Origin of the sequence: Paenarthrobacter sp. Y-19, assembly GCF_029223985.1 — a bacterium.
In the GTDB taxonomy this organism is placed as follows: Bacteria; Actinomycetota; Actinomycetes; order Actinomycetales; family Micrococcaceae; genus Arthrobacter; species Arthrobacter nicotinovorans.
In genome coordinates this window covers 1314662-1327151 of the sequence record NZ_CP119414.1, presented here as the reverse complement: position 1 = coordinate 1327151, position 12490 = coordinate 1314662, and the positions used below count along the sequence as shown (strand labels likewise).

At 64.0% G+C, this 12490-nt stretch carries 8 protein-coding genes; 3 read left to right on the top strand and 5 right to left on the bottom strand.

The features are described from left to right. Positions 1-84: 84 nt before the first annotated feature. Both PYR64_RS06125 and PYR64_RS06120 read left to right on the top strand, forming a co-directional pair. Positions 85-4041 (top strand): Pls/PosA family non-ribosomal peptide synthetase, encoded by a 3957-nt coding sequence (locus PYR64_RS06125; RefSeq protein ID WP_275778917.1) that lies wholly within the window; start codon positions 85-87, stop codon positions 4039-4041. A gap of 11 nt (positions 4042-4052) precedes the next feature. Next, complete coding sequence (locus PYR64_RS06120; RefSeq protein WP_275778915.1) at positions 4053-5390, top strand: M1 family metallopeptidase; 1338 nt, start codon at positions 4053-4055, stop codon at positions 5388-5390. Here the strand turns inward: PYR64_RS06120 and PYR64_RS06115 are convergent. From PYR64_RS06115 to PYR64_RS06095, 5 genes are all read right to left on the bottom strand, one after another. Further along, on the bottom strand, positions 5387-6022 hold the full coding sequence (locus PYR64_RS06115) for a 4'-phosphopantetheinyl transferase family protein (protein ID WP_275778913.1): 636 nt from the start codon (positions 6020-6022) through the stop codon (positions 5387-5389). The two genes, PYR64_RS06120 and PYR64_RS06115, sit on opposite strands and share 4 nt — an antisense overlap. A gap of 129 nt (positions 6023-6151) precedes the next feature. Then, positions 6152-7018, bottom strand: coding sequence for a serine protease (locus PYR64_RS06110; protein ID WP_039240648.1), 867 nt, complete (start codon positions 7016-7018; stop codon positions 6152-6154). A 176-nt stretch (positions 7019-7194) separates the two neighbouring features. After that, complete coding sequence (gene pheT, locus PYR64_RS06105; protein WP_275778911.1) at positions 7195-9738, bottom strand: phenylalanine--tRNA ligase subunit beta; 2544 nt, start codon at positions 9736-9738, stop codon at positions 7195-7197. Positions 9739-9740: 2 nt separating this feature from the next. Continuing rightward, positions 9741-10802, bottom strand: a complete 1062-nt coding sequence (gene pheS, locus PYR64_RS06100; protein ID WP_039240644.1) for a phenylalanine--tRNA ligase subunit alpha — start codon at positions 10800-10802, stop codon at positions 9741-9743. A 197-nt stretch (positions 10803-10999) separates the two neighbouring features. Further along, positions 11000-11944 carry a hypothetical protein gene (locus PYR64_RS06095; protein WP_275778908.1) on the bottom strand — a complete coding sequence of 315 codons (945 nt, stop codon included), beginning with the start codon at positions 11942-11944 and terminating at the stop codon, positions 11000-11002. A 97-nt stretch (positions 11945-12041) separates the two neighbouring features. Here PYR64_RS06095 and PYR64_RS06090 point away from each other — a divergent pair, with 97 nt between their 5' ends. After that, positions 12042-12488: a hypothetical protein gene (locus PYR64_RS06090; protein WP_018779102.1), complete on the top strand. Its 447-nt coding sequence runs from the start codon at positions 12042-12044 to the stop codon at positions 12486-12488. The last annotated feature ends 2 nt before the right edge of the window (positions 12489-12490 follow it).

Genomic DNA, 12490 nt, shown 5'->3' with positions numbered 1-12490 from the left:
TCAGGCGAACATCGCAGCAACGGACTGTGACGGGCAAGAAGCCACCGACATCTTTTGTTCACCTTCCTGCGAAAAGCTGAGCCCGTGAGCACAGAACATTCCGTGGGGGCCGGGCAGACGCCTGCCCCGACCACGTACCGCCCCCAGCTGCCGGGCGGCACCGCAGCACCTGCCGAACGTACCCTCGTGGACATCCTGGAGGCCACCGCGGCTTCCTTTCCGGAGTCCTCAGCGCTGGACGACGGCCACAAGTCACTTAGCTACACCGAACTTCTCGTCGCCGTCAGCTCTTTTGCCCGGACCCTGAACACAGCGGGTCTGGGCCCTGGTGCGAAAATCGGTGTCCGCATCCCTTCCGGAACCAATGAGCTCTACGTGGCTATCCTCGGCATCCTGATGGCCGGGGCCGCCTACGTGCCCGTCGACGCCGACGATCCCGAGGAACGGGCACGCTTGGTGTTCGGGGAGGCCAAAGTGGCGGCAGTCATCGGTGCGGGGCTGGACGTCCGGCTTTCCGATGCTTCGCGCGCACCTCTCTCCAATCCGGCAAAACCTGGGCTGGACGATGATTCCTGGATCATTTTCACTTCGGGATCCACCGGCACTCCCAAGGGTGTGGCCGTCAAGCACCGTTCGTCCGCCGCCTTCGTGGACGCCGAAGCCAGGCTCTTCCTCCAGGCCGAACCCATCGGCCCCCAGGACCGGGTGCTTGCCGGCCTCTCGGTGGCCTTCGACGCCTCGTGCGAAGAGATGTGGCTGGCCTGGCGCCATGGAGCGTGTCTGGTGCCTGCGCCCCGCGCTCTGGTCCGCACCGGAATGGACCTCGGTCCCTGGCTGATCAACCACGGCATCACCGTGGTGTCCACAGTGCCGACGCTCGCCGCCCTGTGGCCGGCCGAGGCACTGGAAAACGTGCGTCTTCTCATTTTCGGTGGCGAAGCCTGCCCTCCGGAGCTCGCCGAGCGGCTCGCTGTGGACGGTCGCGAAGTCTGGAACACCTACGGCCCCACGGAAGCCACCGTCGTTGCGTGCGCCGCTCCCTTGGGCGGACCCGGCCCCGTGCGGATCGGGCTTCCGCTGGACGGGTGGGACCTCGCCGTCGTCGATTCCAGTGGTGTTCCGGTTGCCGAAGGTGACATCGGCGAACTCATCATCGGCGGCGTCGGCCTTGCGCGCTACCTCGATCCCGCCAAGGACGCCGAGAAGTACGCACCCATGCCCACGCTGGGCTGGGACCGGGCCTACCGCTCGGGTGACCTGGTGCGGTTCGAAGCCGAGGGCCTGATCTTCATGGGCCGGGCCGATGAACAGGTCAAACTCGGCGGGCGCAGGATTGAACTGGGCGAGGTCGATGCAGCGTTGCAGTCCTTGCCCGGCGTCGCCGGTGCGGCTGCTGCCGTGCAGACGACCGCCGCCGGCAACCAGATCCTGGTGGGCTATCTGGCCCCGGTTGACGGTTACGAGCTGAGCATGGACGAAGCCCGCAGGTTGCTTGGCGAAAGCCTTCCGGCTGCGTTGATCCCCTTGCTGACCGTGGTGGATTCGTTGCCCACCAAGACCAGCGGCAAGGTGGATCGCCACGCGCTCCCCTGGCCGCTGGCCGGCGCCGGCGCTACGGAGGCGAGCAACGCCCCCTTGAACCTGCCCGATGACGCCCGCTGGGTGGTGGAGCAATGGGAAGCGGTCCTCGGCAGTCCCGTGAGTTCGCTCGACGCCGATTTCTTCGCCTATGGTGGCGGGTCCCTGGCAGCGGCCCAGCTCGTCTCCGCACTTCGCGTCAGGTACCCCACCATTACCGTCGCCGATATTTACGCGACACCGCGCGTCGGCGCACTGATCGACGCCGCCCGCCAGTCACTTCCCGACGGCGGCGCCCCGGGTCCCGCTGCCGAGCGAACCGTCCGCCCCACCGCCTTGAAGTCGCAGATCTTCCAAGTCCTGATGGGCGTTCCGTTGCACATCCTGGTGGGAATGCGTTGGCTGACCTATCTCATGGCTGCCAACAAGTTGCTGGCTGACTTCGCCGGTTTTTCTGCCGCTCCGGTCGTTTCCTGGTGGTGGATCGGCTTGTCCTGGCTGATCTTCGTCAGCCCACTGGGACGCATGGCCATCTCCGTGGTGGCGGCACGATTGCTGCTGGGAAGGGTCGAGCCCGGTACCTACCCCAGGTCCGGCAAGACCCACTTGCGGCTGTGGCTGGCCGAACAGATCCAGGACCTGTCCGGCGCCATCGGGCTGGCCAGCGCCCCGTTCGTTCCCTACTATGCGCGTGCCCTCGGGGCCAAAATCGGCCGGGACGTGCACCTTCACTCGCTTCCGCCCGTCACCGGCCTCCTGTCACTGGGCAGCGGAGCGAACATTGAGCCCGAGGTGGACCTGTCCGGTTGGTGGGTGGATGGCGATTCGGTCCACATTGGCCAGGTCCATGTTGGTGCGGGCGCCGTTGTGGGTTCCCGCAGCACGCTCATGCCTGGAGCCAGCATCGGCGCCGGGGCCCACGTAGAGCCTGGCTCCGCAGTTTTCGGCAAGGTCAAGGCCGGCCATCTGGTGGCGGGGTCACCGGCGGAACGGCGCGGCAAGGCCAAACACGATTGGCCCGAAGCGATGATCCGTCGTTCGGCGGTCGACCGGCTGTGGCTCCTTGCTTTTGCTGGCGCGTCGGCCCTGCTCGCCCTGATCCCCTACATCTCTGCCTTCGCCGGTGCCATGGTCATCCTCGCCTTCATTCAAGGACACGATTCCTTGGAAACCGCGCTCCCCGGGATCGCCCTGTCCGCACCGTTGGCAGCGCTGGTGTGGTTCCTCGGTAACCTCCTTCTGATTCTTTTGATGGCCAGGCTCCTGGGCGTGGGACTCAAAGAGGGGCATTACCGCGTCCGCAGCCGCATCGGCTGGCAGGTGTGGGCAACTGAACGCCTCCTGGACATGGCACGGGACCTTCTCTTCCCCATCTACGCCAGCCTGTTCACACCTGTCTGGTTGCGCTTGCTGGGAGCCAAAGTGGGCAAGAACGTGGAAGCCTCGACGGTGCTGCTGGTCCCCAGGATGACCACCATCGGCGACGGCGCGTTCCTCGCCGACGACACCATGGTGGCTTCCTACGAACTCGGTGGCGGCTGGATGAAGATTGCCCCGGCCAAGATCGGGAAACGCTCCTTCCTCGGCAACTCGGGCATGACTGCTGCCGGACGCAATGTGCCCAAGAATTCCCTCGTCGCGGTATTGTCAGCCACCCCGGCCAAAGCGAAGTCCGGAACATCGTGGCTGGGCAGCCCGCCTGTGAGGTTGCGCCGCACCGCCGTCGACGCTGACCAGAGCCGAACCTTCAAGCCGCCGTTCAAACTCAAGCTGGCACGGGCGTTGTGGGAACTGTGCCGGCTGGTGCCCGTCATCCTCACTGTTTCCATCGCCGTGGCCGTCATGGTGTTCCTGGACTGGATTGCGCGCGGATGGGGCTACTGGATTGCCGCCCTGCTGTGCGGCATCGTGATGCTGGCCGCTGGAGCGGTGGCAGCACTCAGCTCCATTGTTGCCAAATGGGTTCTGGTGGGAACCATCCGGGCCGGCGAACACCCCCTGTGGAGTTCGTTCATTTGGCGCAACGAGGTGGTGGACACCTTCATCGAAATGGTCAGCGCGCCGTGGTTTGCCAGGTCGGCGGCGGGCACTCCGGCCCTGGTGTGGTGGCTCCGCGGCCTCGGTGCGAAGATTGGCCGCGGCACGTGGTGCGAAAGCTATTGGCTGCCCGAAGCCGACCTCGTAACCTTGGGCGAGAACTCCACCGTCAACCGGGGTTGTGTCGTCCAAACGCACCTGTTCCATGATCGCGTCATGAGCCTGGACACCGTGACACTGGGCAATGGGGCCACGATGGGGCCGCACGGCGTCATCCTCCCCGCGGCCAGTATCGGTGACGGCGGGACTGTTGGTCCGGCGTCGTTGGTCATGCGCGGCGAAACCGTCCCCGCAGGGACATACTGGATGGGTAACCCGGTGAGCCCGTGGGTGGGTCCGTCAGCACAAGCTCCCCGTCTCAAGTAGATTGGGAGCTAATGACCGCACCCATCAGCACCCCCAGTCCCGACCCCTACACCCTGGACCACGGAAGCACGCGCTACCGGGTGGACCGATACGAGCTGGAGCTCGATGTCAGACTGGGCAGCAACAAGCTGATGGGCAGAGCGGTCCTGAAGTGCACAGCTTTGGAAGCAAGCACACAGATTGTCCTGGACCTGGTGGGCTTGCGGGCGTCGAAGGTGCATATGGACGGCAAGAAGGTGCAGAAATTCAGCCACCGTGCCGAGCACCTGGTCCTCAATCCGGCCTCGGCCCTCAAAACCGGGCAGCAGTTTTCCCTGGAGATCCGCTATGACGGCAATCCGCAACCACGGCGCGGGTTGTGGGGCGACGTGGGTTGGGAAGAACTGAACGACGGCGTACTGGTGGCCGGCCAGCCCAACGGCGCGGCCTCATGGTTCCCCTGCAATGACCACCCCCGATACAAGTCCAGCTTCCTGATTTCCGTGACCACTGACGAGAACTACCGCCCGGTGTGCAACGGCAGGCTCGTGTCCCATTCCCGCAAATCCAGCCGGGAAACGTGGGTCTATGAGCAGGTTGAGCCGATGGCGACCTACCTGGCCACCGTTCAAATAGGCCGTTACGCCAAAGTGCCGCTGCAGGTGGACGGCGCACACCACCGGGTCCCCCAGTACGTTGCCGTGACTCCTGAAATGACCGGGGACGCCCTTCAGGGGCTGCGTCGCCAACCGGACATGATGCGGACATTCGAGGACTGCTTCGGCCCGTACCCGTTCGCGGACTACACCTCGGTGGTCACCGAAGACGAGCTGGAAATTCCGTTGGAAGCCCAGACGGTCTCCATTTTCGGCCGAAACCACATGAAGGATGCCTGGGATTCCCAGCGGCTGATCGCCCACGAGCTCTCCCACCAATGGTTTGGGAATTCGCTGACGGTCAGCAACTGGAAGGACATTTGGCTTCATGAGGGATTTGCCTGCTACGCCGAATGGTTGTGGTCCGAGGAATCCGGCACCATGACTGTTGCGGCGCGGGCATCGGCTGCATGGAAGAGGCTCGACGCCGGGCCCCAGGACCTGCTGGTGGGCGACCCCGGCCCGGAGCTGATGTTCGATGACCGTGTCTACAAGCGCGGGGCGCTGGCCGTCCACGCTCTGCGGATGGCTGCCGGGGATGAAGCGTTCTTTGGCTTCCTGCAGGAGTGGACCGCCGCGAACCGGCACGGGTCAGTATCCACGGAATCGTTCATTGCAGCTGCAGACGCCTTCATTCCGGGGATCGGTGCTGCTGGAATTCTCCGGCCCTGGCTATACGAAGCCGCGCTTCCGCCGCTGCCTGCAGCACGTTAGCCCAGGGCCAGGGCGGCCACCAGTCCGTCAGGTAGTTGCATGTGGGTGATGTCGTGCAGACCGGGCAGGCCCAGCACATCCAGCCCTGCTGGGTTATGCCGCAGTCCCTCGCCGGTCATCTTCAGCCAGGCTTCCTTGCGTGCCCAGAGCCGGGCCCGCAGCGTGGCTTGGTCCTGTTCCGGGAAGGACACCAGGAAACGCTTCTCGCTTTCAGTCAGGGCCACGTCATCGAATCCGTCGAAGCCAACCCCCTCTATCGCTTCCAGATCCACTCCCAGCCGGGAGCCATCTGTTGGATGCACGACGCCGGCCAGCAGCACCCAGCCCGACGCCCGGGATGCGCTCAGCAGCAGAGGCGCCGGACCGCCGTCGAGAAGGAAGCCGGGGCGACCGTGATCCTGGCCGGGACCGCATTGCGGGCAATGATAATCAGGCCCGAGGTGTACGGGATCGACGTCGAGAAGCGAGGCGGCAAAATTCAGCAGGGCCAGCCGGCCAGCGACGAATTCTTCACGGTCCTTGGGGTTGGCTAAATGGAGCGCACGTTGCTGAGCGGGTTTGCCGAGTCGTGTGAAGCACTCGGCAGCTGGAACTTCGTCGAGCCTGCGCAACTCAAGTACAGGCTCGTCCATCACGACCCCTTTCGCGGCTTTGTCCCCAGCAAACTGTAGCGTGGTGGTGATGTTTACCGGGCAAACAACAGTGTTCCCCGCAGCCAGGATTGCTGCGGGGAACACTGTTGTTGAGTTAACCCACCGGCGCTACTTCACCGAGTTCAGGTAGCTCGCCAGGGTGGGCGTGATGCGCGTGCCTGAGTTCGAGCTGCCTCCGTTGGTGTGGATGGCCACGATGGTGTTGGAGCTGTTGTAGACGGGTGCGCCACTCTGGCCGCCGTAGGTGTCCATCTTGTAAAAGACCTTCTCGGCCTGGGTGCTGTCAATGGAACCGGTCATGGACCACATGGTGCCGAAGGCCTTGTCACCGGGATAGCCCCGGACCGTCGCGGTGGTTCCGTTCAGGCTGGTGGTCGTTCCGGTGTAGTTCAGCCAGCCGGTGGTGTTGCCGATGGTGCAGTCGAGCTTGATGACTCCCCAGTCGGCATTGGTGTTGGCCGAATCAATCCAGCGCTGATCCGTCAGGAGCTGGGTAGCTCCACAGGTACCGTAAGGATCAGTTGATCCGTTCCGGCCGGGAGCCACTTTCACACCCCAGGAGTAATCCGCTGTGGAACCCGTGCCACCTTCGTGCACGCAGTGGCCCGCGGTCAGCACGGTGTCATCCGAAATGAGGGCGCCGGAGCAGATGTAGCCTCCGTTGAATTCGATCTGCACGATCGAGCGGTTGGGCGCGGCCGTGGTGTTCGTGATCCGTACCCTGCCATCAGCGCCGATGACTGAGTCCGTGGAAGCGCCGCCACCCTTGGAGGGCATCGCCAGAGTGTACTTGTCGGCCAGCGGAGATGCCGCGGACCCTGACGTCTGCGTCTTGTCCACCGTGTGCGACACAGGCTGCACCCCGGAAATGGCGGCCTGCGGCGTCGGCTCTGACGCTACCGCAGCTCCACCAAGCGAGGACGTCAAAGCCACAACTGCAGCCCCGACAAGCACAGCAATGTTCTGCTTCTTCATGGGTACCTTTCAAAGGACGGCTCCCGTGGAACCGTTCGAGGGATGTGATACACATGCTTCACATGTGTATGACAAAACTGTCATACACATGTGAACAGCCTGTCAAGATGTTGGGAGTTGAATCTCGTTAAATAGAAAACCCCGGGACAGCAGTCCCGGGGTTTTCTTGATTCGAGTTAGCGCTGGACAGCTCCAAAGCGGTCGGCGGCTACGGCCACGGCAGCAGCGCGGGCCTCCGAAGCCTCATCCGCCGTCAGGGTGCGGTCGTTTGCGCGGAACCGCAGGCCGAAGGCGAGCGACTTCTTACCGTCATCGATGCCCGGGCCCACGTAGACGTCGAACAACGAGACGTCCTCAAGGAGCTCACCTGCACCCTCACGGAGTGCGGACAGGACCTGATCGGCCGGCACGTCCAGGGGAACTACCAGGGCAACGTCCTGCGTCGCCACCGGGAACCCGGAGATGTGCTTGGCGACAATCACGTCGGCGGCAGCTTCGAACAAGGCATCGACATCCACCTCAACCGCTACTGAACGCGCAGGCATGTCGTGCGCAGCAAGGAGCTTGGGGTGGAGTTCCCCTGCGTATCCAACCACGTCGCCGTTGCGCAGTGCGAGCTGCGCCGCGCGCCCGGGATGGAATGCCTGGTGGCTGCCTTGGCTGACAACCAGTTCAACGCCCAAAACGTCAGCGATCAGCCGGGCCACGTCCAGGGCGTCGGCCCAGTCCCAGGCACGCGGCTTGTGCGTGGCGGCAGCCGGAGAATCATGACCGGTCAGGACCGCGGCGATGTGCAGCGGCTGGTGGGGGACGCCGTCGTACAGTGCATCCAGCACCTCATCGGAAGGCTTGACACCCAACGGCGGGATGGACTCCGTTCCGAGCTTGTCACCCGGCAGGAAGACCGAGCCTGCCTCGTAGAGTGCAAGGTCGCGGAAACCGCGCGAGTGGTTGCGGCGTGCCACCTCAATCAGGCCCGGCAGGATGGACGTGCGGAGATACCCCTGTTCCTCGCTGATCGGGTTGGCGAGCTTCAACGCCGGACGGGCAGCGCCTTCCTCCGCCACTCCGAAGGTGTCGTTGGCTGCCTTCGTGACGAAGGGGTAGGACAGCACCTCTGTCAGCCCGGCAACGGCCAGGGCCTGCACGACGCGGCGCTTCTGCTGCTGCGTGCGGCTCAATCCGCGTCCCGGAGGAGCCACCGGCAAGGTGGCCGGGATGTTGTCGTAGCCCACAAGACGGGCGATTTCCTCGGAGAGGTCGTCCTTGGTTTCGAGGTCGTTGCGCCAGCTTGGTGCAGTCACGCGGTAACCGGAGGAGGTCTTCTCCACCACGGCCCCCAGGTCCTCAAGGGAGGTGGTGATCTGATCTTCGGTGAAGTCGATGCCGATGCGCGCGGAGGCATAACCGGCAGGCAGCTCAATCACGACGGCGTCAGGCGCCGTTCCGACGTCGGTACCGGTCTCGTCCGCGGTACCTCCGGCGAGTTCCACCAGGAGGTCCACCACGCGCTGGGCAGCGACGTTGGCGACATGCCAGTCCACACCGCGTTCGAAGCGCTTGGACGCCTCGGACGGCAGCTTGTGGCGGCGGCGTGAGCGGGCAATGGATACTTCGTCGAAGTGCGCGGCTTCCACAAGGATATTCGTGGTGGAATCGGAAACCTCGGTGTAGGCGCCACCCATCACGCCTGCGATGCCGATCGCACCCGAATCATCCGTGATCAGCAGGTCCTCGGCGTCGAGGGTGCGCTCCTTGTCATCGAGCGTGGTGATCTTCTCCCCCGCGACCGCGCGGCGGACAACGATGTCGCCCGAAAGCTTGTCGAGGTCGTAGCAGTGGTTCGGCTGGCCAAGCTCCAACATCACGTAGTTGGAAATATCCACGGGCAACGAGATGGAACGTACGCCGGCCAGGCGGAGGCGTGAGGACATCCACGGCGGGGTGGGGCGGGAGGCATCCACGCCCCGGACCGTACGCGCAACAAAACGATCGCAGCCCGGCTTGCCGTAAATGGGAGCATCGTCGTTGAGCTTGACTCCGTAGCCACCCTGCAGGGAAGCAGGCGCGATGACCTTGGACGCCGGATCCACGAACGAAGTTCCCGTGGCGTGGGCGTACTCGCGGGCAACCCCACGGATGGAGAATGCGTAGCCGCGGTCCGGAGTGACATTGATTTCGGCTGCCTGGTCGTACAGACCCAGCAGCTCCATGGCGTCAGTGCCGATCTCGGGGTCGAGGCCGATGCGGGAGAGGACCAAAATGCCATCGTGGTCATCGCCGATGCCCAGCTCTCGCACGGATGCGATCATGCCGGCAGACAGGTGGCCATAGGTCTTGCGGGCCGAGATCTGGAAGTTTCCGGGCAGTACGGCTCCGGGCAAGGTAACAACAACCTTGTCGCCCTCAACAAAGTTGTGGGCGCCGCAGATGATGCCCTGCACGCCGGAGGGGTCGATGCCCTTGCCGGTGAGGGTCTGCTCCTGGCCCTCTGGGACAACCCGGACCTGGCACCAGTTGATGGTCTTGCCGTTGGTCTGCGGCTCCTTGACCAGGCTCAGCACCTGCCCGACAACCACAGGGCCCTTCAGCTCATCGGTGGGACGGTGGACATCTTCTTCTTCAAAGCCGACCTTGACCAGGTCAGCCATGACATCTTCGGCCGTAGCTTCGGCCGGAACCTGCGCGAACTCACGCAACCAGGAAAGTGGGATACGCACTGTTAGATCTCCATCCCGAAGTGCTCGCTGAAACGTACATCGCCTTCGATCATGTCGCGCATGTCGCCGACCTCGTTGCGGAACATGAGCGTGCGCTCAATGCCCATACCGAAAGCAAAACCTGAATAGATGTCCGGATCGATCCCGGCAGCCCGCAGGACATTGGCGTTGACCATGCCGCAGCCGCCCCACTCGATCCAGCGTGGGCCGCCCTTGGCGCCCGGGTGCCAGATGTCGAGTTCTGCCGACGGCTCGGTGAACGGGAAGTAGTTTGGGCGCAGACGGATGGAGGCTTCGTCGCCGAACATCTGGCGTGCGAAATGCTCCAGCGTGCCGCGCAGGTCAGCCATGCTGAGGTTCTTGTCGATTGCGAGACCCTCGAACTGGTGGAACACCGGTGTGTGCGTCGCGTCGAGCTCGTCGGTCCGGAAGACCTTGCCCGGGCACAGGACATAGATAGGCACTTCGCGCTCCAGCATGGAACGAACCTGTACCGGTGAAGTGTGCGTACGCATGAGCAGGTGCGCCTCGGGAGGCTCCACGAAGAACGTGTCCTGCATTTCGCGTGCCGGGTGGTCCGGCTTGAAGTTCAGGGCATCGAAGTTGAACCACTCGGACTCCACCTCGGGTCCTTCGGCGATCTCCCAACCCATGCCAACGAAGATGTCCGACACCCTGTCCTGCAAGGTGGACAGCGGGTGGCGGGCACCGGCGCGGCGACGACGCGGGGCCGCTGTAACATCGACCGTTTCCTCGATCAGGATGCGGGCATCATTCTCAGCTTCCAGAACCTGGGTCCTTGCCGCGAGCGCTTGATTGACCCGGCCACGCGAGGAGCCCATGAGCTTGCCCGCAGCTGCCTTGTGTTCCTTGGCCAAGCCACCGATTTCGCGGTTGGCAAGACTCAGGGGCGACTTCTCGCCGGTGTGGGCGAGGCGGACAGCCTTGAGTTCATCAAGGGAAGACGCGGCCGCAATAGCGGCGATGGCGTCCTCGACGGCGGCGTTGATGGCGGCTTCATCCAGCGGATTCGGGATGGCGGCGCCTGGCAAAGTGTCAGTCATCTACTGTTCTTAGCTACGAGTTGGGAGCGGCCGGCAATGCAGGCCTGCAAAACAAAGGGGTAGTGCTCGCCGCGGACGGCGGGCACTACCCCTCAGTCTAGTTGAAGCGCACATGCGGGATTTAACCCGCCCGCGCGCATCCCGCTATGTGAAACAGCCGCCGCTTTTCATCACGACGGCGGTACGCAGCCGGGCGCTTAGGCGCCCGAAGCCGGTGGTGCGGCCGGCGGCGGAGGTACCTGGCCGTCGTCGTGACCATTCCCGTGCTGCGGCGTGGACTGCGCGCCGGGCGTGTAGCCCTGACCGGCCCAGTCCTGCTGTGGCGACTGGGCCGGCTGGCCAGGCTGGCCAGGCTGCGGCGCAGGGTACCCGGGCTGTCCCGATGGTGACTGCGGTGCGGGGTAACCGGGCTGCCCCGGGCCGTTCACGTCCTGGCCGTACACTGGGGCGCCTGCGAGCGCCGGCGACTGCCGGGCTGACTTCCTGCGCAACAGCACGAACAGCAGCACCAGCGCCGCAGCAACCACCAGCAGGGCCACGAGGGTCCAGATGATCCACCCCGGGATGCCGGCATTGGCCTCGGCCTTTACCTGAACAGCCGTCTCCTTGATGGACAGCATGTCGAATGTTGCAGTGTTGCCATCAACGACTGCACCGTTGGCTTCAACGATCTTCCCGGGGAAGGTGAACTTGACGGACGCTTCGTCGAACATCGACTTTGCCATGGCGGATGCCTGGGGATCGCTGCTGTCAGCTCCCGTAACACTTCCCATGGACATGACATAGAAGTCTCCATCCCTTTTCAGATCAAAAGGGTTCTCGGAGCTGGACGATTCGGCCAGCTTGGCCGGGTCAAGGTTCACCGCCGTGATCCGTTTGCCCTTGTACTTGTCGTCTTCGTAGTCCACCACGGTGGCACCCTCAGGAATGTCCATCTCCTGGCTGCCGCCGCCATTGGACTTCATGAAGTCGTCGAAGGACTTGTCCCCCAGAACCGACTTTTGGATCGCGTATACAACCTCGTAGTCGACGCTTTTCTCGTTATTGACCTTGACTGACATGTTGAGCTTGACGCATCCGGTCAAGGCCACCATGACGGCAATCAGCACACCGAGCACGCCTATGGCGCGTTTTACGTTCATGTTTCTTTCCCCATTCATCCCCTGCACGAGTGAGTGCTCGAACAGCGTATCCCTGCCGTCCGCGCCCTGCCACACGCCGCGGGTCTAGCATGGCTTCATGACTCCCGCGCAACGCCTCCGGCAGATCGCCAACGTCCTGAACCTGTCCACTCCGCTCGGACTGGCGGTGGCCGTCACGTCACGGTCGAAGTTGTCGCGCGGGCCGCGCGGCCTGCTGATTGCGTCCGGTTACCAGTGGAGGCTCCCCCTTGCCGGGGCCTTTACCGTCGGCAACGTGGTTGTGTACCGGGCTCCGTACGGTGTTGCCGGAACCAACCCTGTGCTGCTGGGCCACGAGGAGCGGCACAGCACGCAATATGCGTATTGCCTCGGGCTTCCGTTCCTGGTCCTTTACGGGGCTGCGGCCTGCTGGTCGATGGTCCGGACCGGTAATCCGGGACTGGGTAACTGGTTCGAGCGCCAGGCCGGGCTGGAAGCAGGCGGCTACATCGAACCCACCAACCGCCGGCAGGACCATCCTGCCCATGATCGAATCGAGGCTTAGCC

Bases quoted from the DNA above. Each gene is read 5' to 3' on its own strand.
- PYR64_RS06120 (WP_275778915.1), top strand. From the start codon at position 4,053: ATGACCGCACCCATCAGCACCCCCAGTCCCGACCCCTACACCCTGGAC.
- PYR64_RS06115 (WP_275778913.1), bottom strand. From the start codon at position 6,022: ATGGACGAGCCTGTACTTGAGTTGCGCAGGCTCGACGAAGTTCCAGCT.
- PYR64_RS06110 (WP_039240648.1), bottom strand. From the start codon at position 7,018: ATGAAGAAGCAGAACATTGCTGTGCTTGTCGGGGCTGCAGTTGTGGCT.
- pheS (WP_039240644.1), bottom strand. From the start codon at position 10,802: ATGACTGACACTTTGCCAGGCGCCGCCATCCCGAATCCGCTGGATGAA.
- PYR64_RS06095 (WP_275778908.1), bottom strand. From the start codon at position 11,944: ATGAACGTAAAACGCGCCATAGGCGTGCTCGGTGTGCTGATTGCCGTC.
- PYR64_RS06090 (WP_018779102.1), top strand. From the start codon at position 12,042: ATGACTCCCGCGCAACGCCTCCGGCAGATCGCCAACGTCCTGAACCTG.